The organism is Sphingomonas sp. PvP055 (genome assembly GCF_040546365.1).
Taxonomy (GTDB): domain Bacteria; phylum Pseudomonadota; class Alphaproteobacteria; order Sphingomonadales; family Sphingomonadaceae; genus Sphingomonas; species Sphingomonas echinoides_A.
The window spans coordinates 2,772,639-2,799,352 of the sequence record NZ_JBEPNS010000001.1 but is presented as its reverse complement, the minus strand read 5'-3'; the positions used below and the strand labels follow the sequence as shown (position 1 = coordinate 2,799,352).

Sequence of the window (26,714 nt, the reverse complement as noted above, 5' to 3'; positions counted from 1 at the left end):
TGCGCTGCCTACATACGGTGCATGACCGCGCCGCTCTACAATACCGAAATCCTTCGCCTCGCCGCGACGATCCCGCATCACGCCCGCTTGCCCGATCCGATGGGGAGCGCGGAAAAGCGTTCGCCGATCTGTGGCAGCCGGGTGACCGTCGACGTCGCAGTGGATTCTGCGGGGCGGGTTTCCGATCTCGGCATGTTGGTGCGGGCCTGTGCGCTCGGGCAGGCATCGGCGTCGCTGCTCGGTGCGGAGGCGATCGGCAAGTCGGCCGACGAACTGTCTGCGGCGCGCGATGCGGTCGCGGCCTGGTTGGCAGGCGAGGGGCCCGTGCCGGATTGGCCGGGGTTCGAGGTGTTGACCCCCGTTTTGCCGCATAGCGCGCGCCATGCGTCGATCCGCCTCGCGTTCGAGGCGGCCGCCGACGCTGCACACGGCGCGACCGCAAAGACGCCGGCATGAGCGAATCGCTGCTGTTCGACGGTGTCGTCCTTGGCGGTTTCGCTCTCGTTTTCGTTCTCATCTTCCGGCGGCTGGGGCTCGGCGCGACGCTGGGCTATCTGGTCGCCGGCGCGGTTGCCGGGCCGCAGGTGCTCCATCTCGTCGGCAACGCGCAATCCAAGATCGGTGTCGCCGAGCTCGGCATCACACTGCTGCTGTTCATCGTCGGTCTCGAACTCAATCCGTCGCGACTATGGGCGCTAAAGAAGGAAATCTTCGGTCTGGGTGCGCTGCAAGTCGTCGCGTGCGGCCTTGCCGTGACCGCGGTCGTCTGGGTCGCGACGCATTTCTCGGGCGCGGCGGCGCTCGTGCTCGGGCTTCCGCTGGCGTTGTCGTCGACCGCGCAGGTGCTCCCCATGCTGCAATCTGCCGGGCGCATGCGAACCCCGTTCGGCGAACGGGCCTTCTCGATCCTGCTGTTCCAGGATCTGTCGATCGTCCCGCTCATCACGATCGTGACGGTGCTGTCGCGTAACCCCGCCGATGCCAATGGCCCGCCGGGATGGTTGCTGTTCCTGTACACCGTCGGGGCGGTCGCGGGACTGGTGCTGGCGGGGCGGTTCCTGCTGCGTCCGTTCTTCCGCATCATCGGCAATCTCGGCGAGCGCGAGATGTTCGTGTTCGCGGCGTTGTTCACCGTCGTCGCGGCGGCGGCGATCATGGAGGCGCTCGGCTTGTCGACCGCGCTCGGCGCGTTCGTCGCGGGCGTCATGCTCGCCGACAGTCCGTACCGGCACGAACTGGAGGCCGATGTCGAGCCGTTCCGCTCGATCCTGCTCGGCCTGTTCTTCCTCGCGGTCGGCATGATGCTCGACCTTCATGCGATCGCAGAGCGGCCGTTCTTCGTGATCGGCATGGCGCTCGCGCTGATCGCGACCAAGGCGCTGATCATCTTCGGCATCGGCATGATCTTCCGCATGACCTGGCGGAGCGCGCTCGCGCTGGGCCTGCTGCTCAGCCAGGGCGGCGAGTTCGGCTTCGTGCTGTTCGCGCAGGCGCAGAAGGCGTTGCTGGTTGCGCCCGAAGCCGCCAGCCTGTTCGGGGCGATCGTCACGCTGTCGATGGCGACCACGCCGTTCCTCATGTCGATCACGCGCCGCATCCGCGAGGAACCGGTGCAGACCGGCGACCGCGACGGACCGCAGGCGGATGGCGCGAACGCGCTGATCGTCGGTTATGGGCGGTTCGGGCAGACCGTCGCGCAGATGCTGATCGCGCAAGGCATCCCGGTGACGCTGATCGACAACGATATCGAGATGATCGACATCGCGGGAGAGTTCGGCGCCAAGGTCTATTATGGCGACGGCACGCGGATGGACCTGTTGCGGCAGGCGGGCGCGGGGGAGGCGGAACTCATCATGTTCTGCATCGACGGCGATCAGCTTTCGGCGGATCTGGTCGAGGGGGTCCATCAGGCGTTCCCCAATGCCGCGATCTTCGTTCGCGCTTATGATCGTCGCGCGGTGATCAAGCTGAAAGGCGCTCCAGTCGACGGAATCGTGCGCGAAGTGCTCGAATCCGCGGTGAGGATGGCTCGTCTTGCGTTGTTGCAGGTCGGGGTCGACCAGGCCGAGATCGATCGTAGCGAGGATCGCTATCGCCGCGAAGATCGCGAGCGGCTCAAGGCACAGGTCGAGGCAGGGGACATTCGCGTCGCCCGCGACCGGATCATTACCCAGGTCGCGCGCGAAGGCCCGAGCGAGGCGTTGGGCGGATGAACGTGTTGGCGATGCTGGCCGCTTTATGCGGCGCGATGGCGGTCGGGGCGGGGGCGTTCGGCGCGCATGGCGCGACGGGCGATGCCGCCAAGTGGCTCACCACCGGCGCGCACTATCAGATGATTCACGCGGTTGCCGCGCTGGTCGCGTTGCAGATGGCGGCGCGCGGCCCGGCGTGGCTGTTCGTGGTCGGGGGTCTGATCTTTGGCGGGACGTTGTACCTGATGGCGCTGGGTCTGCCGCGCTGGCTCGGCGCGATCACGCCGATCGGGGGTGCGTTGCTGATTGCCGGGTGGCTATGGCTGGCGTGGCGGGCGATGCGCGTGGGCGTGTGACGGCAACGTCACCGCCCCACCTTGAACGCTAACTACCCCTTCGCCATCCGGCACTTGTCCGAACAATAGACGACGTTGTCCCAGTCGCGTTCCCACTTCTTGCGCCACGCGAACGGGCGCTGACACACCGGGCAGACCTTGGTGGGAAGATCGCGTTTGGCGACGCCGCGCGGCATCAGGCGGCCAGAAAGGCGCGGACGTCGGCCAGGTCGACCGACTTGTCGAGGAACGTCCGTCCAATCCCGCGGGCGAGCAGGAACGGCAGCGTGCCGGCGTCCATCTTCTTGTCGTGGAGCATGTGATCGACCAGCACGTCCGCACTCGCCGAAATCCCCGCCGCGCCGACGCCATCGGGCAGCCCAATCGCGCGCAGATGCGCCGCCACGCGCTCGGCGTCGGCGCGTGGTGCCAGATCGTGTTTGGCGGAATAGTGGAACGCGAGCGCCATCCCCGCCGCGACGCCTTCGCCGTGGAGGAGCCGGTCGGAGAACCCTGCTTCGGCTTCGAGCGCATGTCCGAAGGTATGGCCGAGGTTGAGCAAGGCGCGCTTGCCGGTGGTCTCGCGCTCGTCCTCGGCGACGATCCGCGCCTTCGCGGCGACCGAGTGCGCGATGGCATAAGCGCGCGCGGCCGGATCGCCCGCGAGCAGCGCGGCGGCGTTGGCCTCGCACCAGTCGAAGAAGGCGGGATCGTCGATCAGCCCGTATTTGACGACTTCGGCATAGCCCGCGCGCACCTGCCGCAACGGCAGGGTATCGAGCACGTCGGGATCGATCAGCACCAGCGCCGGCTGATGGAACGCGCCGATCAGGTTCTTGCCCGCGCGGCTGTTGATCGCGGTCTTGCCCCCGACCGACGAATCGACCTGCGCGAGGAGCGTGGTCGGGATCTGCACGAAATTGCACCCGCGCTTCAGGATCGCGCACGCAAAGCCGACGAGGTCGCCGATCACGCCGCCGCCTAGCGCGATGACATGATCCCCGCGTTCGATCCCGAGATCGAGCAGCTTGTCCGTCAGCGCTTCGAGCTGCGCCCAGCTTTTGGTGGCTTCTCCGGGGGTTAGGACGATCGCTTCGCTCTCGACCCCAGCAGCGGACAGCGACGTTTGCAACGTTTCCAGGTGCGGCAGAACGTTCGAGTCGGTCACGATCGCCATCGTGCGCCCGCGCGACAGCGGCGCGAGCCAATCCCCCGCCCGCGGCAACACACCGGCCTCGATCACGACGTCATAGCTGCGCGAACCGAGCGAAACGGGGATCGTGGTCATAGTGTTCCAAGCGCTTTCAGAATGGCATTTACGGTCGCATCGTGCGGGGCCCGGTGACTGGAAACCCGCAACGGCGCCATCGCGTAGAACGGGTTGCGCACGCGCGCCAGTTCCTCGAGCACCTTGAGCGGGTCCTTTCCGCGGAGCAGCGGCCGGGTATCGCGTCGCGACACGCGGTCGGCGAGCACGGCGGGTTTGGCATCGAGCCACACGGCGAAGCCCTGCGTCAGGATCGTCTCGCGCGTCTTGTCGTCGACGAAAGCGCCGCCCCCGGTCGCGATGACGCGGCGTTCGCCATCCATCAACCGCGCGATCACGCGGCGTTCGCCGTCGCGGAAATAGGCTTCGCCGAATCGCGTGAAAATGTCGGGGATCGACATTCCGGCAGCGGTTTCGATTTCGGTATCGGCATCGACGAACGGCAGGCCGAGCCTGACCGCGAGCCGACGCCCGACGGTGGATTTGCCCGCGCCCATCAGCCCCACGAGCACGATCGGCGGGCCGTTCCACAGGAACGGGTCGGGCAGGGCGGTATCCTGCGGAGGTGGCGGGCTTTGCAACATTGAAACGGGGGCTATACAGCGCACCGTCGCATCGGGCAAAAGCTCGCTTGCGCCGCTTTTGTCTTTTTGGTCCGTTACAGGTCTTGCCCATGCCCCGCTTGCTCATCGTGCTTCTCGTCGTCGTGGCCGTCCTGGTCGGCGGCCTGTTCGCGCTGTCCGGGGTGGCGCGCGAAAAGCCGCTGAAGCATGTCGAGAAGGCCGTACCGCTTGCGAACCTTCAGAAGTAGCCGCGCGCTACCGGCGATCCTCGCGACCGCCGTCCTTGCGGCGACGCTGACGATTCCGGCGGCGGGGCAAAAGGGGCCTGAATCGATCCTGCCGCCCGGGTTTGGCGACCCGAACCCGCCGCCGCAACCGGTAGCACCCGCGCGTCCGCGTCCGAAATCCACGCCGCAGTCGGCGCCCGGAACGCCGTCGACCGCGACCCCGGCGCCCCGTCCCGCGGCGCCGGTCGGTCCGGAGGTCGGATCGCCGATCGCCGCGCCTACGCCGTCGGTTCCGGCCTTGCTTCCAACCGAGGTGCCCGAGTTCGGCGCAACACCGTCGCCGGTCGCGACCCCGCCGTCCCCCACGGACTTCGGGGCGTTCGTGCGCGCCGACATGCCGAGCTATGCGCGGCGGTCGCTAGCGCAGGTTGGCGTCGCGGGGCCCGCAGAGGGGGCGATGGCACCGAGTGCATTTGGTCGCGCCGACGGACGCTATCTCGAGACGCTGATGCGGCGGCTGCGCGCCCCGATCGCGTCGCGATGGGTATCGATCGCGCTGCGCCGCGCGTTGATGGCGCGAATCGATACGCCCCGCGGCGTCAACGGTGCGGATTTCGCGGCCGAGCGCGCGTGGTTGCTCGTCCGGATGGGCGAGTCGGTCGCCGGACGCGCGATGGCGCAGGCCGTCGACACCGAAGACTATACGCCCAAGATGTTCGAGGCGGCGATGCAGGCCGCGCTCGCATCGGGCGATCCTGCCGCGCTGTGTCCGGCGGCGGAAGATGGCGCCGCCCTGGGACGCGAGCGCGGCTGGGTTCTTGCGCGAGCGATGTGCGCTGGGTTGTCGGGAACCGCCACCAAGGCGAAGCCGCTGTTCGATGCTGCGCGCAAGTCGCGGGTTGCGGGCGGGATCGATCTGATGCTGGCGCAGAAGGTCATCGGCAACACCGGTCGGGCGCGACAAGCGACGACGATCGAGTGGGACAGCGTCCCGTATCTGACCGCCTGGCGGTACGGGCTGGCGATGGCGATGGGCGTCGAAATCCCGGAACGTCTGCTCGAGACCAGCGCCCCCGCTGTGCAGGGCTGGCGCGCGCTGTCGCCGAGCCTGACGCCGGGTGCGCGCGCCGGTTCGTCCGAGATTGCTGCCGCGCGCGGGATTCTTTCCAGTGCGGCGCTGGTCGATCTGTATGCCGCGATCGATGCCGGTGACGATCAACCCCCCGCCGCGGCCAGCGTCGCGCGGAACCTGCGCGCCGCGTATGACGGCACCGATGCCGATGCGCGGATTACGGCGCTCGCGAAATTGTGGGACGAGCCCAAGGGGTATGAAGCGCGCTACGCTCGGCTGATCCTGACGGCGGGCGCGGCGGCCCGTATCCCCACGTCGATCGAAAAGCCCGATGTCACGCGGCTGGTCGCGGCGATGTTGAGCGCCGGGTTCGACACGCCCGCGCTGCGGTGGCGCGAGAAGGCGGTCCGCGGCGGAGACGCCTGGGCGATGCTGACGCTGATCGATCCTGCGATGTCCACGGTCTCCTACGGTGATGTCAGCGGATATGCCGGGGAGAACGACACGACGGGGATGAAGCGGCGGATGCTGTTTGCCGCGCTGGCGGGGTTGGGACGGTTGTCCGCGGCGGATGTCGCACAGGGTGCCGAGGCGCTCGCGGTGCGGGTCAACCGGTCCGACAGTTGGACACGCGCGATCGCCAAGGCGGCGCTGGACGACCAGCCCGGGACGGTCGTCCTGCTTGCGGCGACCGGATTGCAGTCGCCATCCTGGCGCGGGGTTCCACCCGAAGCGCTCTACCATATCTGCGCCGCGCTTCGCGCTGTCGGGATGGTCGGCGAAGCCCGGATGATCGCCGCCGAGGCGATCGCGCGGCTTTGACCTCCGATCCGCGCGGGGTAGGTGACGACCGCGCGCTGATCGAGCGGTTTCTGGAAATGATGACTGCGGAGGCCGGCGCCGCGAAGAATACCGTGGCGGCGTATCGCAGCGATCTGCTGCTTGCGTCTGGGGTGCTGAACGGTGGACTGACCGTCGCATCGGCGGACGATCTCACGAAGGTGGGCACCGAATGGCTCGGCCTGTCGAAAGCCAGCGTGGCGCGAAAGTCGGCGGCCTTGCGGCGGTTCTTCGGGTTCCTTGCGGAGGAGGGGCATCGTCCCGATGATCCCGGCGCGGCGTTGCCACGACCCGGCGCGTCGCGTGGGTTGCCCAAGGTTCTCGACCATGCGGACATCGATCGATTGTTTGCCGCGATCGCAGAGCGGATCGGACGGGACCCGCCTGATCCAAACGATCTGCGCCTGTCGGCGTTGGTCGAGTTGCTGTATGGATCAGGCTTGCGCGCGACCGAACTGGTTTCGCTGCCACGGCGTGCGGTCGCGCCCGACCGGCCGTATCTCATCCTTCGCGGTAAGGGCGGCAAGGAACGGCTCGTTCCCTTGTCCGATCGAGCACGGGCGGCGGTGGCGGCGTGGCGGGCGCATGTCGCCGACGACAGCCCGTGGCTGTTTCCCTCCGGAAAGGCGTATCTGAGCCGTATCCGATTGTACCAGTTGCTCAAGGCGCTCGCGGCCGAGGCCGGGATTCCCCCGGAGCGAGTCAGCCCGCACGTGCTGCGCCATGCGTTCGCGACGCATCTGCTTGCGGGCGGGGCGGATCTGCGCGCGTTGCAAGCGATGCTTGGGCATGCCGACATCGCGACGACCGAGATCTACACGCACGTCGAGGCGAGCCATCTGGTCGCGCTGGTGAACGCGCGGCATCCGCTGGCGGACGAGACACGCCGCGTTGACGCGAAGACGCCTGAGGCTTAACCGCCGCAGCGTATGGCAACCTTTCTCGATTTTGAAAAACCGATCGCCGAACTCCAGGGCAAGATCGATGAATTGCGGGAAACCGCTTCGGACGGCACCGTCGACCTGAGCGCGGAAATCGCGCGATTGCAGGCCAAGGCGGACAAGCTGCTGCGGGATACCTATGCGAAGCTGACGCCGTGGCAAAAGACCCAGGTCGCGCGCCACGGCGGTCGTCCGCACTTCAAGGACTATGTCGCAGGCCTGTTCGACGACTGGATGCCGCTGGCCGGGGACCGGGCGTTTGGCGACGACCAAGCGATCATGGGCGGCTTTGCGACGTTTCGCGGGCGCCGGGTGCTCGTCATCGGCCATGAAAAGGGCGATGATACCGCGAGCCGGCTGCGGCACAATTTCGGCATGGGCAAACCCGAAGGCTATCGCAAGGCGATCCGGTTGATGCAGCTGGCCGACCGGTTCGGTCTGCCGGTGGTGACGCTGGTCGATACGTCCGGTGCGTTTCCCGGAATCCAGGCGGAGGAACGCGGCCAGGCCGAGGCGATCGCCCGGTCGACCGAGCAGTGCCTCGCGCTGGGCGTCCCGATGGTCGCGGCGGTCGTTGGCGAAGGCGGTTCCGGTGGCGCGATCGCGCTTGCGGCGGGCAATGCGGTGCTGATGTTCGAGCACGCGGTCTATTCGGTCATTTCGCCCGAAGGCTGCGCATCGATCCTGTGGCGGACCAGCGACAAGGCGGCGGATGCGGCCGAAGCGATGAAGGTGACCGCGCAGGATTTGAAGGGGCTCGGCATCATCGACACGATCGTCTCCGAGCCGTTGGGGGGCGCGCAGCGCGACGCCGGCAAGGCGATTGCCGCGCTAGGCGATGCGATCGACGCGGCCTTGACCCGATTGGTCGATCACTCGCCCGCCGAGTTGCGGCGAATGCGGCGGGAGAAGTTCCTGGCGATGGGGCGCCTTTAACCGGCTCCCCGCATCGGCGGACCGACCGTCGCGTGGCGCAGAAAAGGGCGGCGGAACCATGGTTCCGCCGCCCTCTCGTTTAGCGCAGGTCGGCCGAAACGATTACTTCAGGGTCGACGATACGTTGGTGAACGTGCTGCTCAGCTTCGTGCCCAGGCCGGACATCGCGGTGATCGCGGCAACGGCGATGAGCGCAGCGATCAGGCCGTACTCGATTGCAGTGGCGCCCTTCGAGTTCTTGATGAGGTTGCGAACGGTCTTCATGATTCGGTCTCCGTAGGATGGCTTCAGTACCCGGTCGGACCGGTGCGCCGGCCAACTCCGGAAGATTTATGCGCTGTCGGGTTTAGAAAGATTTAAACTGGCGAAGAATTTTAGAGCGTTGGAGCCGATCAACCAACCGGAACGGCGATCACCGCCGTACTAATATTTTTCCACATGCTTGTCGTGCCATGGCCAAGCTGGACCATGGCCGCGAGCGACGCGATGACGACCAGCGCGACGATCAGTCCATATTCTATCGCGGTTCCAGCTTTTCGGTCGGCAAGCAGCCGTTTTATCATTCCGACGAGCATGTCGGCAGCGCCTCCGGTCGGTGTAGGAAGCGGACAGCGTTACTCGGAGAGCCTTACCGAATGCCTAAGCAACACCCTGATATGCCTATGATGCTCGTCGTCGCGGCGGCGCTGACGAATCACGAAGGACAGGTGCTGGTCCAGCAGCGTCCGCTCGACACCACCTTGGCCGGACTGTGGGAATTTCCCGGCGGCAAGGTCGAGCCCGGGGAACAGCCAGAAGCGGCTTTGGTCCGCGAATTGCGGGAGGAACTGGCGATCGAGGTCGATCCGGCCGCGCTGACCGCCCTGACGTTCGCGAGCGTGCCGCTGGCCGATCGGCATCTGCTCTTGTTGTTGTATCTGTGCGGCGAATGGCGCGGCGTACCACAGCCGCTCGCCGCAACCGGCCTGGCGTGGCACCATCCCTTAGCGCTTCGGGAGATCGCGATGCCGCCGGCCGACATACCGTTCATCTCCGTGCTCGAGGCCGCTCTGAAGGCACGGTAGGAGCGCGAAGCATCCCGCCGCGCCGAACGAATGGAATTCTGGAGGCCCGACCGGGAATCGAACCCGGGTGCGAGGATTTGCAGTCCTCTACGTCACCACTCCGCCATCGGGCCGGAGAGCGGCGCAGATGCAAGCGGATCGCTTCGGTGTCAACTCTTGCAGTCAAAAAAACGGCAATGCGGTTAACGGCCTGTTTACCGAAAGCGACCAGAGACGGAATTGAAACAAGCGCTCGCTTGGCGAAGCAGAGGACGCACGGTAGAAGCGGTGCATTGACGATGAGTGTATTGTTGCACTATAACAGTACCGCGACGAGGGTGGCATCATGAATTTGGATTTGCGCGAGCACGATATGACGGCCATGCGCCATGCGATGGTGGCAAGCCAGTTGCGGACCAACGCGGTCAGCGACCCGCGCGTGGTGGCGGCGATGGACCTGGTTCCGCGCGAGGCGTTTCTTCCCGAAGCCGTGGCGAGGCTCGCATATCGCGACACCGCCGTCCCATTGACCCACGGGCGTGCACAGAACGTGCCGATCGCGACCGGGCGCCTGTTGACGCAAGCCGAGTTGCGCGCGACCGATCGGGTGCTGCTGATCGGCGCGGCCGGCGGGTACACTGCGGCGGTTCTCTCGGAACTGGTCGCATCGGTCGTCGCGGTCGAGAACGATCCGGCCTTGTTGACGATCGCCCGGGCGGCGCTGTCTGCGTACCCCAACGTTTCGGTGGTCGACGCACCGCTGTCGGAAGGGCATGCCGCCGAGGGGCCGTATGACGTGCTGTTCATCGATGGCGCGGTCGAAGCCGTACCACAGGCCCTGGTCGATCAACTCGCGGTCGGTGGTCGGATCGTCGGTGGCCTTGCAGATCGCGGCGTCACCCGGCTGGCTGCAGGGCGTCGTACCGCAGGCGGGTTTGCTCTGCTCGACTTCGCCGACATCGATTGCGTGCCTTTGCCGGGCTTTTCGAGCCCTCGTACTTTCACTTTCTGACCAAGAAAAGAGCCGCCTGCAATGCGATTTCTGTCCCTTCTGAGCGGCTCTGCAGTGGTGATGGTAATGGCGACGCCGCTGTCGGCGGAAACGCTGCGCGATGCGCTGATCAAGGCGTATACGAGTAACCCGACGCTGGCGGCACAGCGCGCCAACCTCCGCGCGATCGACGAGAACGTTCCGATCGCGCGGTCGCAGGGCCTGCCCGGCGTGCAGTTGCAGAGCAGCTACACCGAGAACGTCGTCAAGGCGGCGAACAGCTTCGTCGCTCCGGACCGAAGCGGGACGGGCAACGTCACGCTGACGGTCCCGCTCTATGCCGGGGGCGCGGTGCGCAACGCGGTCCGCGCCGCGAACACGCGGGTCGAGGGCGGACAATTGGGGCTCCGCGGGACCGAGTCGGATCTGTTTTCCGCGGTTGTCGGATCCTATATGGACGTCATTCGGGACGAGGCGATCGTCGGGCTAAACACGCAGAACGTTCGCGTGCTCGACGTCAATCTGCAAGCAAGCCGCGACCGCTTTCAGGTCGGGGATTTGACCCGGACCGACGTTGCGCAATCCGAGGCGCGGCTGGCGCTGGCCCGGAGCCAGTTACAATCGGCGCAGGCGCGACTGATCTCCAGCCGGGAGAGCTATATCCGTCTTGTCGGTGCCGTTCCCGGTCGACTGGACTTGCCGCCGAGTTTGCCCAACCTGCCTGCCAACCCGGACAATGCTGTGGCGGTTGCGCTCCGGAACAACCCGACTTTGCTTGCGGCGGCAAAGGAACGTGATGCTACCGGGTTCGATATCGGTGTCGCACGGTCGAACCGCTTGCCGCGGATCAGCGCGAGTGTCGGCGGCAACTACTACAATTATTTCGGGTCGCTGGGTTCGGGGACGGGGGTTGCGATCGGCCAGTCCGGGAAATCCGCGACCGTCGGGGTCGGCCTGACGCTCCCGCTCTACCAGGGCGGCCGCCCCGCGGCACAGATCCGCCAGGCGCAGGACGCGCGCGCGCAGTCGATTGAACGCGTGACCGAGACGGAGCGCAGCGTCATCGCCCAGGCGCGGTCCGCTTATGCCGTGTGGAAATCGTCGCTCGAGGTGATCGCGTCGAGCGAAATCGCGGTCAACGCTAACAAGCTTTCGCTGGAAGGGGTGCGGGCGGAAAACAGCGTCGGCAACCGGACCATCCTCGACATCCTCAACGCTGAGCAGGAATTGCTCAACTCGCAGGTGACGTTGGTGACCGCGCGGCGGGATGCGTATGTCGCCGGGTTCGCGCTGCTTGCATCCATGGGGCAGGCCGAAGCGCGCGATCTGGGCCTCGATGGCGGGCCTTTGTATGATCCGGTCAAACACTATGAAAGCGTTCGCGGAAAGATCTGGGATTATTCGTCTCAGGCCGATCCGGCGGTGACGGGGACCCGCACGACCGATACGCCCGCACAGAACGCAGCCGTGACGCGCGCGCTCGACCCGATGCTCGACTCGGCACCAGTTGACAGAAGCGCGCCGATTACCGCAGGTGAGCAGACGAAGAACCGCTGACGCGGCGTATATGTTTATTCGCGGGGGTTTTGATGGCGGACTTGGGCGGAGAGCCATCGATGGAAGACATTCTTTCGTCGATCAAACGCATCATCGCCGAGGAAAGCGATACTCTCCCAGGCCGAGCCAAGCGCAGCGATCGGGCGGTCCCGCGCCGACCTGAAGGCGACGCCACCGTCCGGGACGATATTCTGGAATTGCGCGAAGCGGTTCAGGCGGCAATGCCTGATCAGATCGCACGGCGCACCGACGCCCCGGTCGCTGGGCCGGCCGAGACGGCGGCTGCTACGCCCCCGACTTCACTCCCCCCGACTTCACTCCCCCCAACGCCTCCGCCCGCTCCGGTGGCGCCCCCGGTACCCGAGACGCCGAATATCCTGTCGCAACGGACCGCCGCCGCATCCCGTGGGCCGCTGGACACCTTGTCGCGCCTCATCGTCAAACCCGAAGTCGCGGGGAGCGACACGCTCGAGGCGATGGTCCGGGAAATGTTGCGTCCCATGTTGCGCGAATGGCTCGACGCCCATCTTCCGCAGATGGTGGAAGCAATGGTGGCCAAGGAAATCGACCGGATCACCGGGAAGTAATCGCGCGCGGCGACCGTCAGACGCGATCGCGGACGGATCGCCGGCGCGTTCAAACACCGTCGATCGCGCTGCCAGGACGGACGGAGTGCCCTTTCTTTTTGCGCGTCCCCGGCTAAAGCCGATGGCATTATGAGCGAACTTCCCAAAACCTTCGATCCCGCCGAACTCGAGCAGCGCTGGTACGCGCATTGGGAGGCGACCGGCCAGTTCCGGCCTGATCGCCCCGGTGCCGAACCCTGGACGATCGTCAACCCGCCGCCCAACGTGACGGGCTCGCTCCACATCGGGCATGCGCTCGACAACACGTTGCAGGACATTCTGACGCGCCACGCGCGGTTGAAGGGCAAGGATGCCTTGTGGGTGGTCGGGACCGACCACGCGGGCATCGCGACGCAGATGGTGGTCGAACGGCAGATGGGCGCGCTCACCCCGCCGGAGAAGCGTACTGACTTCACGCGCGAGCAGTTCGTCGAGAAGGTCTGGGCGTGGAAGGAAGAGAGCGGCGGGGAGATCACGCAGCAGCTCCGCCGGCTCGGGTGCTCGATGGACTGGGCGAACGAACGCTTCACGATGGACGAGGGCTTCTCGAAGGCCGTCCTCAAGGTGTTCGTCGATCTTCACAAGGAAGGGCTGCTGTACCGCGACAAGCGGCTGGTGAACTGGGATCCGGGTCTTGGCACCGCGATCAGCGACCTTGAGGTCGAGACGCGCGAGATCAAGGGGAGCTTCTGGCACCTGCGCTATCCGCTGGCGGACGGGTCGGGGTTCATCGAGGTTGCAACGACGCGGCCCGAGACGATGCTCGCCGATATGGCGGTCGCGGTGAATGCTTCGGACGCGCGCTATACGGCGCTGGTCGGCAAGCAGGTGCGGTTGCCGATCACGGGGCGGCTGATCCCGATCATCACCGACGATCATGCCGATCCGGAGCTTGGCTCGGGCGCGGTGAAGATCACGCCGGGACATGATTTTAACGACTTCGAGGTCGGTAAACGGGCGGGGATTGCGGCGGGCGCGATGCTTAACATGCTCGATGCCAAGGCACGGGTGGTGCAGGTTGCGGACGGGCTGATCCCTGACGGGTTTCTCGGGCTGACCACCGCGGAGGCGCGCAAGGCCGTCGTCGCGCAGCTGAAGGTGGAGGGGTTCCTGATCCCGCACGTCGACAAGGACGGCGCCGAGCACGACGCCGAGCCGCGCACGATCCAGACGCCCTATGGCGATCGCTCGGGCGTGGTGATCGAGCCGTGGCTGACCGACCAATGGTATGTCGACGCGGCGACGCTGGCGAAGCCTGCGATCGAGGCGGTGCGGTCTGGGGCGATCAAGATCGTGCCCAAGACGTGGGAGAAGACGTTCTTCAACTGGATGGAGAACATCCAGCCGTGGTGCGTCTCGCGGCAGCTCTGGTGGGGGCATCGGATTCCGGCGTGGTTCGCCGAGGATGGGTCGGTGTTCGTTGCGATGAGCGAGGCCGAGGCGCAGGCGCAGGCAGGTGAGGGCGTTGCTCTCACGCAGGACAGCGATGTGCTCGACACGTGGTTCTCCTCCGCACTGTGGCCGTTCGCGACGCTCGGGTGGGACGGCACTTCTTCTCCTGCTTACCCCTCCCCTTCAGGGGAGGGGCCAGGGGTGGGGGATGCCTCGCAGAGCACTCCGCTTGCTGGACGGCCCCACCCCAACCCAGTGTCAGGTCGGTCAGGCTCCCAGCCTGACCTGAATAGCCCGGGGGGCTATTCACCTGACACTCCTGAAGGGGAGGGGCTCAAGGACACGCTCCACGGCCGCTACCCCAACGACGTGCTAATTTCCGGCTTCGACATCCTGTTCTTCTGGGATGCCCGCATGATGATGCAGGGTTTGCACTTCATGGGCGATGTGCCGTTCAAGACCCTGTATCTCCACGGTCTTGTCCGCGCGGCAGACGGCGCAAAGATGTCCAAGTCGAAGGGCAACGTGGTCAATCCGCTGGGCCTGATCGACCAGTATGGCGCAGACGCGCTGCGCTTCTTCATGGCGGCGATGGAGAGCCAGGGCCGCGACATCAAGATGGATGAGAAGCGCGTCGAGGGCTATCGCAACTTCGCGACCAAGCTGTGGAACGCCTGCCGCTTCGCACAGGGCAATGGCATCGGGGCAAGCAAGACGCTCGAAGCGCCGGTCGCCAACCTCGCGGTCAACAAGTGGATCATCGCCGAGACCATCGCGACCGTTCAGGCGGTCGATCTGGCGCTCGCCGACCTGCGTTTCGATGGCGCGGCGAATGCAGTGTATCAGTTCGTATGGAGCCGCTTCTGCGACTGGTATCTCGAGCTGATCAAGCCCGTGCTCGGCCAGATGGATGCGCCCGCGACCGGACCGGACGCAGACGAAACGCGCGCAGTCGCGGGATGGGTCATCGACCAGATCCTCGTCCTGCTCCACCCGTTCATGCCCTTCATCACCGAGGAGCTGTGGAACGCGATGGGACCGCGCGAAACCAACCTGATCGTCGCGCATTGGCCGATCGCGGATGCGCGTGCGCTCGATCCGGCGGCAAGCCAGGAAATCGACTGGCTGATCCGGCTGATCGGCGAAGTCCGCGCGGCGCGGACCGAGCTGAACGTATCGCCGGGCACGCGGATGCCGGTGCACGTTCGTGATGCTGGACTCGAAACGCTGGCGCGGCTCGATCGGCAGGCAAGCGTGATCGCGCGGCTCGCGCGGATCGATCTGGCGACCGGGGATGCGCCTGCCGGTGGTGCGGTGCAGGTCGTCGTCGACGAGGCGACGTTCGTGCTGCCGCTCGCGGGAGTCATCGACCTCGACGCCGAACGCGCACGGCTGACCAAGGGGATCGAGGCGGCAAGCAAGGAGCGCGACGCGCTGGCCGGCCGCTTGGGCAACGCAAGCTTCGTCGAACGTGCGAAGCCCGAGGCGGTCGAGAAGGCGCGCGCGGATCACGCGGAAAAAGCCGCGGAAGCCGAGCGACTAGGCGCCGCCCTGGCGCGTTTGGGGTGAGATAGCCGGCGCATGCTGGCGGACACACAATCCCCCTCCCGTTTGCGGGCGGGGTCAGGGGAGGGCCTGTGAGCGACGTCGTTGAGAGAACAGCCCCCCCCTCCGCCCCTTTGTCAAATGCGAGGGGCGCCAAACAGCGCGACCTGACCACCGGCCCGATCGCGACGACGTTGCTCGCCTTCGCGCTCCCCACGCTGGGGTCGAACATCCTGCAATCGCTCAACGGGTCGATCAATACGATCTGGGTCGGGCGGTTCCTCGGCGAAGGCGCGGTCGCGGCGACCGCCAACGCCAATACGATCATGTTCCTGATGTTCGCCGCAGTTTTCGGTTTTGGCATGGCCGCGACGATCCTGATCGGACAGTCGATGGGACGGCGCGACGTCGAGGCGGCGCGGCGGGCGTTTGGCGCGTCGATCGGTCTGGTGATGGGTGGCGCGGTCGTCATTGCAGCGCTGGGCTGGATCTTCGCCCCCGATATCCTGACTAACCTCGCCACCCCGCCGAGCGTGCAGCCGCTCGCGCTGGCGTATTTGCGGGTCATCTTCCTCGGGCTTCCCGCGACGATGCTGCTGGTGCTGCTGGGCATGGCGTTGCGCGGGGTTGGGGATTCGGTGACGCCCTTGTGGTTCACGGCGTTGAGCGTGCTGCTCGATAGCGGGCTCAACCCGGTCTTCATCAGGGGGTGGTTCGGTATGCCGGAGATGGGGATCGCCGGGTCGGCGGTGGCGACGCTCATCTCGGTTCACGTCGCGGCGCTCGGCTTGCTCGCGTATATCTATCGCCGCGACCTGCCGATCCGGTTGCGCGGGGCGGAGCTTGCCTATCTGATGCCGTCCGCGGCGCTGGCGCGCACGATCCTGCTGAAAGGCCTGCCGATGGGGGCGCAGATGCTGGTCGTATCGGTCGCTGCGCTGACGATGACGGGTCTGGTCAACCGCTATGGCGTCGATACCACTGCTGCGTACGGGATCTCGATGCAATTGTGGGGCTATATCCAGATGCCCGCGCTGGCGGTCGGTGCGGCGGTGAGCAGCATGGTGGCGCAGAACATCGGTGCTGGGCATTGGTCGCGGGTCGACCGCATTACCGTGGCGGGGCTGGTGTTCAGCGCGTTGCTGACGACGACGATGGTGATCGCGATCATCGCGTTCGACCGGCCGGTGATGCTGCTGTTCCTAGGCGGCGAGAGTGCGGCGTTGCCGATCGCGCGGCATATCCAGGTGCTGGCGAGCTGGAACTTCATCGTGTTCGGCATGACGATGGTGTTGTTCTCGACCGTGCGGGCAAACGGCGCGGTGTGGGCGCCGCTGACGATGCTGTTCATCGCGATGTATCCGGTGCGGCTCGGTTTCGCGCTTGCGTTTCAGCCGACGCTCGGGGCCGACGCCCTGTGGTGGAGCTTCCCGCTAGGGTCGGTCGCCAATTTCGCGATGGCTGTAATCTATTATCGCTATGGCGGGTGGCGCAAGCAGCGGCTGGTGGTGCCAGCGGACGAGGCGCACGATCAGAGTCCGAACCCTGCGGAACCGGGTGGGCGGCTGCATCCGGCGGGTTGAGGGGCTCGCACACGGTTGGACCGACCGTGACGGCTGCGCCCCGCCACGCGCTAACCCTTGCGCGACCTTCGCTGAAGTTCCAGAAAGCGGCGCATGACCGCATCCTATCCAGCGCTTCGCCTTCGTCGTACTCGCGCCAGCACGTGGAGCCGCCGACTCCATGCCGAGACGGTGCTCACCCCCGCAGATCTGATCTGGCCGTTGTTCATTGCCGAGGGGCATGGGGTGGAGGACCCGATCGCGTCGCTGCCAGGCGTTTCCCGCTGGTCAATCGACGGAATCGTCGCGCGCGGTCGCGAGGCGCGCGATCTGGGGATACCGTGTATCGCGCTGTTCCCGAACACGCCGTCGCATCTCCGCACGGACGATGGGCGCGAGGCGCTCAATCCCGACAATTTGATGTGCCGTGCGATCCGCGCGCTCAAGGATGCCGTTCCTGAAGTCGGCGTGCTGACCGATGTCGCGCTCGATCCCTATACGACGCATGGGCATGACGGCCTCGTCGATGCGGCAGGGTATGTGGTCAACGATGCGACGTCCGAGGCACTCGTCGGGCAGGCGCTGACTCAGGCCGAGGCGGGCTCCGACATCATCGCGCCGTCGGACATGATGGATGGCCGGATCGGCGCAATCCGGACCGCGCTCGAAGACGGCGGGCACCACAACGTCCAGATCATGTCCTATGCCGCGAAATATGCGAGCGCGTTCTACGGTCCGTTCCGCGACGCGGTCGGCAGTCGTGGATTGCTGAAGGGCGACAAGAAGACCTACCAGATGGATTCGGCCAACGCCGAGGAAGCGCTGCGCGAAGTCGCGCTCGACTTGGCGGAAGGCGCGGATAGCGTGATGGTCAAGCCCGGGATGCCGTATCTCGATATCATCCTGCGCGTGAAATCAGAGTTCCAAGTCCCTGTTTTCGCTTATCAAGTTTCCGGTGAATATGCGATGATCGAAGCCGCTGTCGCAGCGGGCGCGGCGGACCGCGATGCGATGGTGCTCGAATGCCTGATGGCGTTCAAGCGCGCTGGCACGTCCGGCGTCCTGACGTATCATGCCGCACACGCAGCCCGTCTCCTCGGTAAATGAGCGTCTTCGCGTGATCGAGACCGAGCGACTGATCGTGCGGATGGTCGAGCCGCGCGATCGGGCTGCGTTGTGGGACCAGTGCCGCGATCCCGCCGTGATGCAGTACCTGCTTCCCGTCGTTGACGAGGCTGCGCTCGATGCGATGATCGCGCGGATGCACGCTTCACAGGCTGAGCACGGTTTCGCCTTCTGGATCGTGGAACGCCGAACGGACGGTGCGTTGCTTGGGATCTGCGGTCTCAAGCCCGGTGCGCCCGATACGCCGATCGAGGGCGCGCTGGAAATCGGCTGGCGGTTCTCGCAGGCCTATTGGGGGCAGGGATATGCGCGGGAAGCAGCGCAAGCGACGCTCGACTGGGCATGGGCACATCTCGCCGCTCCGCAGGTCGTGGCGATTACCGTGCCTGGGAACACCGCCAGCTGGGGGCTGATGGAGCGGCTGGGGATGCATCGCGTCGTCGATGGCGATTTCGACCACCCGCTGGTCGCCGATGGAAGTCCGCTCAAGCGCCATATTCAGTATCGCATCGACAGGCCTTGAATGACACCCCTGCGTAAGCGGCGCGGTGTCGTGCGCCCGCTGTTCGTGCTGACGATCCTGTCGAGCGCGTTCTTGCTGTTCCTGGTTCAACCGATGGTTGCGCGAATGGCTCTGCCACGGCTCGGCGGAGCCCCGGCGGTGTGGAACTCGGCGATGCTGGTGTATCAGGCGTTGCTGCTCGGCGGGTATGGCTATGCGCACTGGTTGGGGCGGCTCGAGCCGCGTTTGCAGGGTCGCGTGCATCTTGGCGTGCTGCTGGTGGCGGCGCTGTGGTTGCCGATTGGATTGGGCGGATTGGCACCCGGTGCGGGCGTCGCGCCCGCCTTCTGGGTCCCGTGGCTGTTCGTCCTCTCGATCGGTCCGTTGTTTTTTGCGGTCTCGGCGCAATCGCCGCTGTTGCAACGTTGGTTCAGCCTGGCGCGGGAGGGACAGGATCCCTACGCGCTGTACGCGGCATCCAACCTTGGCAGTTTCGCGGGATTGATCGCCTATCCGTTGCTGGTCGAGCCAGCCATGACGCTGTTCGATCAGCGAATCCTTTGGAGCAGCGGGTATATTATTCTAGGCGTAATGGTCGCCTTGTGCGCGGCGACACTCCCGCGCGACCGTCCCTTGCAGGCGGTTACGCCGATCCTGTCCGCGCCGCCGGGGCGGAAGCGGATCGCCCATTGGATCCTCCTCGCGTTCGTTCCGTCCGGGTTGATGCTGGCGACGTCGACGTACATCACCACGGACATCGTCGCGATGCCGCTGCTGTGGGTCATTCCGCTCGCGTTGTACCTGTTGAGCTTCACGATCGCGTTTGCGCGCGATCGCGCCGCGGCGGACATCCAGACCCGAGTCGCGCCGATCGCGATCCTGCTGTTTGGCGGAATCCTCGTCAGCGGCATGCCTGGGTTGCCGTATCTCGGGGCGATCATGGCGCTTGCGCTCTTGTTCCTGGTGTCGGTCGCCTTGCATACGGCGCTGTATCGATTGCGGCCCGAGCCGGATCGGTTGACCGGGTTCTACCTCGCGATGTCGCTCGGTGGAGCGCTGGGTGGAGTGTTCAGCGCGCTCGTGGCGCCGCTGCTGTTCAACTGGACCTATGAATATCCGATCCTGATCCTCGCGGCAGGCGTGCTGACGCCGCATGCCTATCTTCTCGCGCCGTTGCAGCATGTCTGGGAGGGCAACCCATCGCGTCGCCGTGTGCTGATGCTAAGCGTTGCGCTCGTCGTGACAGCGCTGGTCGCCATCATCCTCATCAACAATGGTGGTGGCGATACGCCGTCGCAGCTTCAGCAAATCGTGATGCTCGGGATCGTCGCGATCGGTGTCCTTTCGATCGGGGCTCCGCTTGCGTTCGGGGTCGCGTTGCTCGGTGTATTGGTTGCCTTTGGGGGATATCAGGCAATCCTGATTTCGCTGGAGCCGGGGGCTCGGACGCGCAGCTATTTCGGGATCTATACGGTGCACAGTAGCCCCGGCGTGCAACAGCTTGCGCACGGGACGACGGTTCATGGGACGCAGCTCCGCGGCTCACCTGCGCGCGAACGGACGCCGACGGCCTATTATGTGCCGGATTCGGGGATCGGACAGGCGATGCAGGCACTGCCAGACCTGTACGGTCGGCATGCGCGCGTCGGTGTCGTGGGGCTGGGGACGGGAACGCTCGCCTGCTATGCCAGACCGGGGCAGGACTGGCGGTTTTACGAGATCGACCCCGCGATCGTCCGCATCGCGCGGGACAGCGGTCAGTTCAGTTTCCTGTCGCGCTGCCTTCCGAAGCCCACGATCGTGCTGGGCGACGCCCGTCTCAATATCGCGGCAGAGCGACGGGATAGCCTCGATCTGCTGGCGCTTGACGCCTTCTCGTCCGATTCCGTCCCGATGCACCTCATGACGCGCGAGGCATTTGCCAGCTACGGGCGCGTTCTGTCGCGCCGCGGGCTGTTGCTGGTACACGTGTCGAACCGCTTCCTCGATCTCGAGCCGGTGGTGGCCGCCGCCGCAACGGCGGGTGGATGGCACGCGACCACCCTGTTCTACACACCGCCGGCTGATGCCCGCGAGGCCGCGACGATGTCGCAATGGATCGCGCTGTCGCGCGATCCGGCGGTGATACGGGTGCTGCAATCCCGCGATTCAGGATGGAAACCGATCCGTCACCGTCCCGGCTTCGTACCGTGGACCGACGGCTATTCGACGGTGCTACCGCTGATCAAGGGGTACTGACGGCGCAGCGGTTCAGCGTTCCCGCAACCGGGGCATCAGTTCAACGAAATTGCAGGGCTTGTGCCGGCTGTCGAGCTGGTCCTTGAGAATTCCGTCCCAACCATCCTTCACCGCACCCGTCGATCCCGGCAGCGCGAAGATATACGTGCCGCGCGTTACGCACGCACAGGCGCGCGACTGCACCGTGGAGGTGCCAATCGATTTGAAACTCAGCCAGCGGAACAGTTCGCCAAAGCCCGGGATCATCTTCTCCGCGATGTGTTCGATCGCTTCGGGCGTGACGTCGCGGCCGGTGACGCCGGTGCCCCCGGTCGTGATCACGCAATCGACGGATTCGTCGTCAATCCAGCGATGCAATACGGCGATGATGAGCGCCACGTCGTCCTTCACGATCTCCCGATCGGCGAGCACGTGACCCGCGTCGCCCAGCCGCGCGACGAGCGTGTCGCCTGACCGATCCTCGGCAAGACCGCGCGTGTCGGAAACGGTGAGGACCGCGATCCGAACCGGTTGAAAGGTTGCGGTCAGATCAATTGGCACTGGCGACCGCCTGGCGACTGTTGCTCGAACTCAGCCGAACCGCGCTCGCGCCCGGCATTCCGGGGAACCGTGGCCACAAGCCCTGCGCCAACGCCGCCCGGCTGGCCGACGCACGGCGCCCGGTCTGCGCCTCATACACCCAGTAATTGCGCAAGACCGTCGTGACATAGCCGCGCGTCTCCCAATAGGGGATCGATTCGATGTACAGAAGCGGATCGCCACCGTCATGCGCCTGCGCATTCCATGCCTGAACCGGACCGGGGCCGGCATTATACGCTGCGATCACCTTGGGCAGCAGGCCGTTGGTGCAGCTCTGATCGCGCAGTTGTTCGAGATAGCTTTGGCCGACCTCGATATTGGTGCCGGGTCGCGACAGCGCGGTACGATCGAAGATCCGGCCTTGCTTGCGCGCAATGTCGGTGGCCGCGCTCGGCATGACCTGCATCAGGCCATAGGCGCCGGCTTTGCTGACGACATCGGTCCGGAACCGCGATTCCTGCAGCGTGTGCGCGTAGACCAACGCCTTGTCGACGCGCCAGCCGCCGTCGGGCGTCCAGTTCGGCGCAGGGAAACGTGCCTCGACCGGGGGCGCCGCGCCGACCGGGCCGTTATGCGACAGCCAGACGAGCGTCGACGGGAGATCGAGCGCAGCCGTCAGCCGGACGAGCGATGGATATTCCGCCGCATTCCCGATCCGCGCCTGTTGCTTGATTACCTGGTCAGCGAGAGCGTTCTCGCCGATCTCGACCAGGGCAGCCGCGACGTGGATGTTGGGGCGATGCTCCAACGCTTGCCAGTCACCGGCAAACACCTTGGCGCTCGACTTCAAGGGTGCGTCCTTGATCGCGAGCGCCTGCCGCGAAAGAAGCCCGTAGAAGGTCTCGCGATACTGCGCGGCGTTCTTGAGACGGCCTTCCACCTTGTCGGGACGCCCGCACTGCATGTCCGCGCGCGCTGCCCAGTACAGGCCGGCCGCGCGCATATCGACATCGCCCGCCCGTGCAGCGACGTTCTGGAAGGCGTCGCCAGCAGCGGCGCAATCGTGCTGACGCCACGCTGCAAGCGCGCCGACCCACATCGCCTCGACCGCGAAATCGCCGTAGCCGGTCATTGCCTTCGCGGCCATCGCGCGCGCGTTATTGTCGTCCCCCGCGAGATAGTACATCCACGCGATCTTGCGCTGCCACTCGGTGATCGAATCCTGCGACAGCCCATAGGTCGATTCAAGCAAAGCCTGCGCTTCCGAGCCAAGATCCTCCTTGACGTATGGCTGCATCTTGATGGCCAGTTCGGCAGCGATCATGTCGCCCGCGACCAGGCTCCTGGCGCGCTTGCGCGCTGGGGCGCCATCGATCCAGATCAACGCGCGCGCTTCGGGGAGTGCGGGGAGGCCGACTCCCCCGCGCGACGCAGCCATCGTCGCCAGCTGACGCGCCTGGGGCAACTCGGGCGCTTCGGAAAGCAGCTTGAGCAACGGATCGAGATCCGCCTTGGGCGAGCCCTTGGCAGTGAGAAGTTCAGCGCGTGCAATCGCGTGCAACGGGCCCGGTTTCATCAGGTCGAGTGCTAGCTGCGCATCGAGCCACTTCTGTGCGCGGATAGCGCTGAACACCGCACGATAGCCTTCGCGCTGTTCGGGATCGAGCTGCGGCGGGATGGCCGGGCGGGCGTTGGCCGTTTCGACACTCGCTGGCTCGACGGCGGCATGGGCGATCCCCGGTACGATCGACAGGACGCTCGCCAGCGTTAGGGGTACCGACAGAAATTTCTTTGCGCTCATGCGCCTAACCCCGCGATAAGCATTTGTAAGTCCTTCCAGGCACGTGCCTTTTCCGCCGGCCGTTCGAGCAGCAGTCGCGGATGAAAACTGGCGACGGCTTCGACGGCGATGGATTTGCCGGATTGTCCAACTTCCACATTAACCCATTGCAAACGTCCGCGCGCTCTCGGCACATCGGCCCCGATAAGCGCACGGCTTGGCGCGTTCCCTAACACAAACAGCCGCTTCGGTTCCACTATTGCGACGTGGTGCCGGATCAGCTCGCCGAGCCGTTGTTCGATCTCGGGCGCTATACGCCCTGCCACCGGCCGAATCGTGCACATCGGCGCGATATAGACCGAGCTTCGGTCCCGTCCGATCGCGGCGAGCATACGGTCAAACAGCCGTCCCGCCGCGCCGCTGAGCAGCGTTCCCGATTCGGCGTCGTCGCGATCCGGAACGTCGGTGACGATCATGATGTCAGATTTTGGATTTCCGGTCGCCAGGATCGACGATCCGCTCCACCCGCTTTCGGGAGCCTCCGAACCACCACGCCAGGTCGAGAACGCTTCCAGATCGGTCGGCAAGGGGGCGACGATCGGCGCTTTGGGTTCCGCTACGGCGTGCCGCTTCGTTTCGCGAACGACCGGTGCCGGGATCGCGGTCCAGTCGCGCGGCGCCTCGTCCGCGAGCGAGTCTACACCCGCGTCACGCCACCATTCGAGCACGCTCGCTGCGGCGATTTGCCAATCGATATTCTGGTCCGCCCCCATGCCGTCCTTAGAGTCCTATGTTGACGCGAAGGTCAATTCACTGGCACTCGGTTTTTATAGCGATGGGGCCGGACGTTCCGCGGGCGCGACGAGACTGCGCTGCCCCAACCGCAGTGGAGAGACACCGTGAGCGAGACCGAAACCCAGCGCGAGTCGATGCCCTATGACGTTGTGATCGTCGGCGCGGGGCCTGCCGGCCTGTCCGCCGCGATTCGACTGAAACAGGTGGCGGCCGAACGCGACCTCGAATTGTCGGTGTGCGTGCTGGAAAAGGGGTCGGAAGTCGGCGCGCACATCCTGTCGGGCGCGGTCATCGATCCGAAATCGCTCGACGAGTTGCTGCCCGACTGGCGCACTATGGGATGTCCTCTGGCCGAAGTCCCCGTGACGGACAATCAGCACTGGATGCTGTCCAAGCGTGGCAAGCGCGCGGTCCCGCATTTCATCACACCCGGCTTCATGCACAACAAGGGCACCTACACCGGCAGTCTGGCCAATCTGTGCCGCTGGCTGGCGGGGCAGGCGGAGGAACTGGGGGTGGAGATCTTCCCCGGGTTTGCCGCCGCCGAAGTCCTGTACAATGAAGATGGCTCGGTGAAGGGTGTCGCGACCGGCGATATGGGCGTCGCGCGCGATGGCTCGCACAAGCCCGATTATACGCCAGGTCTGGAGATCCACGCGAAGTACACCTTCCTGAGCGAAGGCGTGCGCGGATCGCTGTCGAAGCAGATCATCGCCAAGTTCGACCTTGCGCGGGACAGCCAGCCACAGGTGTACGGGATCGGCATCAAGGAGCTGTGGGACATTGCACCCGACAAGCATGTCCCCGGTCGTGTGATCCATACGCAGGGGTGGCCGCTCAACGAGACGCCCGGGTCGAACGGGGGCGGCTTTTTGTACCACCAGGCGAACGGTCAGGTCGCGCTCGGGTTCGTGACGTGGCTGAGCTATACCAATCCGCACCTGTCGCCGTTCCACGAGATGCAGCGCTGGAAGACGCACCCTGCGATCGCGGAGATTCTGCAGGGCGCGAAACGCGTGTCGTATGGCGCGCGCGCGATCAACGATGGCGGCTTGCAGTCGATCCCCAAGCTGGTGTTCCCGGGCGGCGCGCTGATCGGGTGTTCGGCCGGGTTCCTCAACGTGCCGCGGATCAAGGGCACGCATACCGCGATGAAGTCGGGCATGATGGCCGCCGAAGCCGCGGTCGAGGCGATCGCATCGCAGCGCCAGCATGACGAACTTGCGGCGTATCCGGCGGCGTTCGAGGAAAGCTGGGTCAAGAAGGAGCTGTCGATCGTCCGCAACGTCGTGCCGCTGGTCGAGAAGTTCGGCGAGCTGATCGGCTCCGGGCTCGCCAATGCGACGATGTGGCTGGAAAGCTGGGGCGTGAAGATGCCGTTCACGATGAAGCATCACGCCAACCACAAGACGCTGTGGCGCAAGGATCAGGTCCACCCGATCCAATACCCCAAGCCCGATGGCGTGCTGACGTTCGACCGGCTGTCCTCGGTATTCATCTCGAATACCAATCACGAGGAGAACCAGCCGGTTCACCTGAAACTTGCGGACCCGGATATTCCGGTGAAGTACGATCTTCCGCTCTACGACGAACCCGCGCAGCGCTATTGCCCGGCGGGTGTGTATGAAATCGTAGGCGAGGAAGAGGGCGACCCCAAGTTCGTCATCAACGCGCAGAATTGCGTGCATTGCAAGACGTGCGACATCAAGGATCCGACCCAGAACATCACCTGGGTCGTGCCGGAAGGTGGCGGGGGTCCGAACTATCCGAACATGTGATAGCGGGGCTCCATGATTGTCGAATCGGCTCCGGCCAAGATCAACCTGGCGCTCCATGTCCGTGCGCGACGTGCGGACGGATATCACGAACTGGAAACGCTGTTCGCGTTCGTCACGGACGGGGACACGGTGACGCTGGCGCCGGGTCCGTTGTCCTTGACCATCACAGGACCGTTTGGGGCGGGGCTATCGGGCGAGGGCGATAATCTCGTCTTGCGCGCCGCGCGCGCGTTCGCCGAGCGGTTCGGGACGAGCGTCAGCGGTGCGTTCACCCTCGACAAGCATCTGCCCGTCGCATCCGGAATCGGCGGCGGTTCGGCTGATGCCGCCGCCGCGCTGCGCGCGCTTGCCCGGGCCAACGAAGTTGCGGTCGATGATCCTCGCCTGTTCGAGATCGCCGCGGTTCTCGGGTCGGACGTGCCCGCGTGCCTGTTGGGGCGTACGGCGCTGGGATCGGGCCGCGGCGAGCATCTGGAGCCGCTCGATGGTCCGTCAGGGATGCCCGTGTTGCTGGTCAACCCGGGAGTGGCGGTATCGACGGCGGCCGTCTTCCGGGGATGGGACGGCATCGATCGCGGACCGATGCCGGACGGCGACGTCTTGTCCCTTGCGCGTGCCGGACGAAACGATCTCGAAGCACCGGCCCGCGCCGTGGCGCCTGAAATCGGCTCGGTGCTTGATTCCCTGAATGGGGGTAACCATGTCCTGGCACGGATGTCGGGGTCTGGCGCTACCTGTTTCGCCCTCTACGCAACCGTCGCGGATCGCGCAGCGGCAGCCACTGCAATAATGGCTGCAAAACCGGACTGGTGGTGTCTTGAAACGGCACTCGCATGACACTTTACCGTATCAAACCGGGACGGAATTGCCTCATTCGGCGGCGAAAAG

General features: G+C 65.6%; 26 protein-coding genes and 1 tRNA gene. 18 read left to right on the top strand and 9 right to left on the bottom strand.

Annotation, left to right across the window (positions count from 1 at the left end; genetic code table 11):
• The first annotated feature begins 21 nt into the window (after positions 1-21).
• Genes ABIC16_RS13210 through ABIC16_RS13200 form a run of 3 tightly spaced genes read left to right on the top strand, consistent with a single transcriptional unit; the run spans position 22 to position 2,548 of the window.
• On the top strand, positions 22-456 hold the full coding sequence (locus ABIC16_RS13210) for an iron-sulfur cluster assembly scaffold protein (protein ID WP_354291451.1): 435 nt from the start codon (positions 22-24) through the stop codon (positions 454-456).
• Positions 453-2,213 (top strand): cation:proton antiporter domain-containing protein, encoded by a 1,761-nt coding sequence (locus ABIC16_RS13205; protein ID WP_354291450.1) that lies wholly within the window; start codon positions 453-455, stop codon positions 2,211-2,213. Before ABIC16_RS13210 ends, ABIC16_RS13205 begins: the two co-directional genes overlap by 4 nt.
• Positions 2,210-2,548 (top strand): DUF423 domain-containing protein, encoded by a 339-nt coding sequence (locus ABIC16_RS13200; protein WP_354291449.1) that lies wholly within the window; start codon positions 2,210-2,212, stop codon positions 2,546-2,548. Before ABIC16_RS13205 ends, ABIC16_RS13200 begins: the two co-directional genes overlap by 4 nt.
• A gap of 32 nt (positions 2,549-2,580) precedes the next feature.
• On the opposite strand, the gene ABIC16_RS13195 is transcribed toward ABIC16_RS13200, so the two are convergent.
• From ABIC16_RS13195 to ABIC16_RS13185, 3 genes are read right to left on the bottom strand one after another with little or no spacing between them, the layout of a single operon-like run.
• Complete coding sequence (locus tag ABIC16_RS13195; protein ID WP_277968393.1) at positions 2,581-2,724, bottom strand: DUF2256 domain-containing protein; 144 nt, start codon at positions 2,722-2,724, stop codon at positions 2,581-2,583.
• Positions 2,724-3,815: a 3-dehydroquinate synthase gene (gene aroB, locus ABIC16_RS13190; RefSeq protein WP_354291448.1), complete on the bottom strand. Its 1,092-nt coding sequence runs from the start codon at positions 3,813-3,815 to the stop codon at positions 2,724-2,726. The genes ABIC16_RS13195 and aroB overlap by 1 nt, the downstream gene beginning before the upstream one ends.
• Positions 3,812-4,378 (bottom strand): shikimate kinase, encoded by a 567-nt coding sequence (locus ABIC16_RS13185; RefSeq protein WP_277968391.1) that lies wholly within the window; start codon positions 4,376-4,378, stop codon positions 3,812-3,814. The genes aroB and ABIC16_RS13185 overlap by 4 nt, the downstream gene beginning before the upstream one ends.
• A gap of 89 nt (positions 4,379-4,467) precedes the next feature.
• On the opposite strand from ABIC16_RS13185, the gene ABIC16_RS13180 reads away from it, so the two are divergent.
• From ABIC16_RS13180 to ABIC16_RS13165, 4 genes are read left to right on the top strand one after another with little or no spacing between them, the layout of a single operon-like run.
• A complete protein-coding gene (locus ABIC16_RS13180) occupies positions 4,468-4,605 on the top strand; it encodes a hypothetical protein (protein WP_277968390.1) in 138 nt (45 codons plus the stop codon).
• Entirely contained in the window at positions 4,586-6,478 is a 1,893-nt protein-coding gene (locus ABIC16_RS13175; RefSeq protein ID WP_354291447.1) for a hypothetical protein, read from the top strand. Before ABIC16_RS13180 ends, ABIC16_RS13175 begins: the two co-directional genes overlap by 20 nt.
• Positions 6,475-7,413: a tyrosine-type recombinase/integrase gene (locus ABIC16_RS13170; protein WP_354291446.1), complete on the top strand. Its 939-nt coding sequence runs from the start codon at positions 6,475-6,477 to the stop codon at positions 7,411-7,413. Before ABIC16_RS13175 ends, ABIC16_RS13170 begins: the two co-directional genes overlap by 4 nt.
• Before the next feature lie 12 nt (positions 7,414-7,425).
• Positions 7,426-8,373, top strand: a complete 948-nt coding sequence (locus ABIC16_RS13165) for an acetyl-CoA carboxylase carboxyltransferase subunit alpha (RefSeq protein WP_354291445.1) — start codon at positions 7,426-7,428, stop codon at positions 8,371-8,373.
• A gap of 102 nt (positions 8,374-8,475) precedes the next feature.
• Here ABIC16_RS13165 and ABIC16_RS13160 read toward each other — a convergent pair whose 3' ends face one another.
• Both ABIC16_RS13160 and ABIC16_RS13155 read right to left on the bottom strand, forming a co-directional pair.
• On the bottom strand, positions 8,476-8,637 hold the full coding sequence (locus ABIC16_RS13160) for a Flp family type IVb pilin (RefSeq protein WP_354291444.1): 162 nt from the start codon (positions 8,635-8,637) through the stop codon (positions 8,476-8,478).
• Between the two features lie 128 nt (positions 8,638-8,765).
• Complete coding sequence (locus ABIC16_RS13155) at positions 8,766-8,948, bottom strand: Flp family type IVb pilin (protein WP_277968385.1); 183 nt, start codon at positions 8,946-8,948, stop codon at positions 8,766-8,768.
• Between the two features lie 87 nt (positions 8,949-9,035).
• Here ABIC16_RS13155 and ABIC16_RS13150 point away from each other — a divergent pair, with 87 nt between their 5' ends.
• On the top strand, positions 9,036-9,437 hold the full coding sequence (locus ABIC16_RS13150; protein WP_502958313.1) for a (deoxy)nucleoside triphosphate pyrophosphohydrolase: 402 nt from the start codon (positions 9,036-9,038) through the stop codon (positions 9,435-9,437).
• Positions 9,438-9,476: 39 nt separating this feature from the next.
• Here the strand turns inward: ABIC16_RS13150 and ABIC16_RS13145 are convergent.
• Positions 9,477-9,550: transfer RNA gene (locus tag ABIC16_RS13145), tRNA-Cys, on the bottom strand.
• Positions 9,551-9,762: 212 nt separating this feature from the next.
• On the opposite strand from ABIC16_RS13145, the gene ABIC16_RS13140 reads away from it, so the two are divergent.
• The 8 genes from ABIC16_RS13140 (at position 9,763) to ABIC16_RS13105 (ending at position 20,954) form a co-directional block, all read left to right on the top strand.
• Positions 9,763-10,428 carry a protein-L-isoaspartate O-methyltransferase family protein gene (locus tag ABIC16_RS13140; protein ID WP_354291443.1) on the top strand — a complete coding sequence of 222 codons (666 nt, stop codon included), beginning with the start codon at positions 9,763-9,765 and terminating at the stop codon, positions 10,426-10,428.
• A 21-nt stretch (positions 10,429-10,449) separates the two neighbouring features.
• Positions 10,450-11,964, top strand: a complete 1,515-nt coding sequence (locus tag ABIC16_RS13135; protein ID WP_354291442.1) for a TolC family outer membrane protein — start codon at positions 10,450-10,452, stop codon at positions 11,962-11,964.
• A 59-nt stretch (positions 11,965-12,023) separates the two neighbouring features.
• On the top strand, positions 12,024-12,551 hold the full coding sequence (locus tag ABIC16_RS13130) for a DUF2497 domain-containing protein (RefSeq protein ID WP_277968382.1): 528 nt from the start codon (positions 12,024-12,026) through the stop codon (positions 12,549-12,551).
• Positions 12,552-12,680: 129 nt separating this feature from the next.
• Complete coding sequence (locus ABIC16_RS13125) at positions 12,681-15,551, top strand: valine--tRNA ligase (RefSeq protein WP_354291441.1); 2,871 nt, start codon at positions 12,681-12,683, stop codon at positions 15,549-15,551.
• A 68-nt stretch (positions 15,552-15,619) separates the two neighbouring features.
• Entirely contained in the window at positions 15,620-17,110 is a 1,491-nt protein-coding gene (locus ABIC16_RS13120; protein ID WP_354291440.1) for an MATE family efflux transporter, read from the top strand.
• Positions 17,111-17,203: 93 nt separating this feature from the next.
• Positions 17,204-18,196, top strand: coding sequence for a porphobilinogen synthase (gene hemB / locus ABIC16_RS13115; RefSeq protein WP_354291439.1), 993 nt, complete (start codon positions 17,204-17,206; stop codon positions 18,194-18,196).
• Positions 18,197-18,206: 10 nt separating this feature from the next.
• Positions 18,207-18,737, top strand: a complete 531-nt coding sequence (locus ABIC16_RS13110; RefSeq protein ID WP_354291438.1) for a GNAT family N-acetyltransferase — start codon at positions 18,207-18,209, stop codon at positions 18,735-18,737.
• Complete coding sequence (locus tag ABIC16_RS13105; protein WP_354291437.1) at positions 18,738-20,954, top strand: fused MFS/spermidine synthase; 2,217 nt, start codon at positions 18,738-18,740, stop codon at positions 20,952-20,954. It abuts the gene before it with no gap.
• A 12-nt stretch (positions 20,955-20,966) separates the two neighbouring features.
• Here the strand turns inward: ABIC16_RS13105 and moaB are convergent, their stop codons facing one another.
• The 3 genes from moaB to ABIC16_RS13090 are packed head-to-tail and all read right to left on the bottom strand — an operon-like array spanning position 20,967 to position 23,840.
• Complete coding sequence (gene moaB, locus ABIC16_RS13100) at positions 20,967-21,494, bottom strand: molybdenum cofactor biosynthesis protein B (protein WP_354291436.1); 528 nt, start codon at positions 21,492-21,494, stop codon at positions 20,967-20,969.
• Positions 21,484-23,274 (bottom strand): lytic transglycosylase domain-containing protein, encoded by a 1,791-nt coding sequence (locus ABIC16_RS13095; protein WP_354291435.1) that lies wholly within the window; start codon positions 23,272-23,274, stop codon positions 21,484-21,486. The genes moaB and ABIC16_RS13095 overlap by 11 nt, the downstream gene beginning before the upstream one ends.
• Entirely contained in the window at positions 23,271-23,840 is a 570-nt protein-coding gene (locus tag ABIC16_RS13090) for a uracil-DNA glycosylase (protein WP_354291434.1), read from the bottom strand. The genes ABIC16_RS13095 and ABIC16_RS13090 overlap by 4 nt, the downstream gene beginning before the upstream one ends.
• Before the next feature lie 342 nt (positions 23,841-24,182).
• On the opposite strand from ABIC16_RS13090, the gene ABIC16_RS13085 reads away from it, so the two are divergent.
• Together ABIC16_RS13085 and ABIC16_RS13080 are read left to right on the top strand one after the other, a co-directional pair.
• Positions 24,183-25,826, top strand: coding sequence for an electron transfer flavoprotein-ubiquinone oxidoreductase (locus ABIC16_RS13085; protein ID WP_354292324.1), 1,644 nt, complete (start codon positions 24,183-24,185; stop codon positions 25,824-25,826).
• Between the two features lie 12 nt (positions 25,827-25,838).
• A complete protein-coding gene (locus ABIC16_RS13080; RefSeq protein ID WP_354291433.1) occupies positions 25,839-26,663 on the top strand; it encodes a 4-(cytidine 5'-diphospho)-2-C-methyl-D-erythritol kinase in 825 nt (274 codons plus the stop codon).
• The last annotated feature ends 51 nt before the right edge of the window (positions 26,664-26,714 follow it).

Coding starts and splice junctions, on each gene's coding strand:
- ABIC16_RS13150 (WP_502958313.1), top strand. CDS start 9,036: ATGATGCTCGTCGTCGCGGCGGCGCTGACGAATCACGAAGGACAGGTG.
- ABIC16_RS13160 (WP_354291444.1), bottom strand. CDS start 8,637: ATGAAGACCGTTCGCAACCTCATCAAGAACTCGAAGGGCGCCACTGCA.
- hemB (WP_354291439.1), top strand. CDS start 17,204: ATGACCGCATCCTATCCAGCGCTTCGCCTTCGTCGTACTCGCGCCAGC.
- ABIC16_RS13125 (WP_354291441.1), top strand. CDS start 12,681: ATGAGCGAACTTCCCAAAACCTTCGATCCCGCCGAACTCGAGCAGCGC.
- ABIC16_RS13205 (WP_354291450.1), top strand. CDS start 453: ATGAGCGAATCGCTGCTGTTCGACGGTGTCGTCCTTGGCGGTTTCGCT.
- ABIC16_RS13135 (WP_354291442.1), top strand. CDS start 10,450: ATGCGATTTCTGTCCCTTCTGAGCGGCTCTGCAGTGGTGATGGTAATG.
- aroB (WP_354291448.1), bottom strand. CDS start 3,815: ATGACCACGATCCCCGTTTCGCTCGGTTCGCGCAGCTATGACGTCGTG.
- ABIC16_RS13180 (WP_277968390.1), top strand. CDS start 4,468: ATGCCCCGCTTGCTCATCGTGCTTCTCGTCGTCGTGGCCGTCCTGGTC.
- ABIC16_RS13105 (WP_354291437.1), top strand. CDS start 18,738: ATGACACCCCTGCGTAAGCGGCGCGGTGTCGTGCGCCCGCTGTTCGTG.
- ABIC16_RS13155 (WP_277968385.1), bottom strand. CDS start 8,948: ATGCTCGTCGGAATGATAAAACGGCTGCTTGCCGACCGAAAAGCTGGA.
- ABIC16_RS13085 (WP_354292324.1), top strand. CDS start 24,183: ATGCCCTATGACGTTGTGATCGTCGGCGCGGGGCCTGCCGGCCTGTCC.
- ABIC16_RS13130 (WP_277968382.1), top strand. CDS start 12,024: ATGGAAGACATTCTTTCGTCGATCAAACGCATCATCGCCGAGGAAAGC.
- ABIC16_RS13200 (WP_354291449.1), top strand. CDS start 2,210: ATGAACGTGTTGGCGATGCTGGCCGCTTTATGCGGCGCGATGGCGGTC.
- ABIC16_RS13140 (WP_354291443.1), top strand. CDS start 9,763: ATGAATTTGGATTTGCGCGAGCACGATATGACGGCCATGCGCCATGCG.
- ABIC16_RS13165 (WP_354291445.1), top strand. CDS start 7,426: ATGGCAACCTTTCTCGATTTTGAAAAACCGATCGCCGAACTCCAGGGC.
- ABIC16_RS13210 (WP_354291451.1), top strand. CDS start 22: ATGACCGCGCCGCTCTACAATACCGAAATCCTTCGCCTCGCCGCGACG.
- ABIC16_RS13080 (WP_354291433.1), top strand. CDS start 25,839: ATGATTGTCGAATCGGCTCCGGCCAAGATCAACCTGGCGCTCCATGTC.
- ABIC16_RS13095 (WP_354291435.1), bottom strand. CDS start 23,274: ATGAGCGCAAAGAAATTTCTGTCGGTACCCCTAACGCTGGCGAGCGTC.
- ABIC16_RS13195 (WP_277968393.1), bottom strand. CDS start 2,724: ATGCCGCGCGGCGTCGCCAAACGCGATCTTCCCACCAAGGTCTGCCCG.
- ABIC16_RS13185 (WP_277968391.1), bottom strand. CDS start 4,378: ATGTTGCAAAGCCCGCCACCTCCGCAGGATACCGCCCTGCCCGACCCG.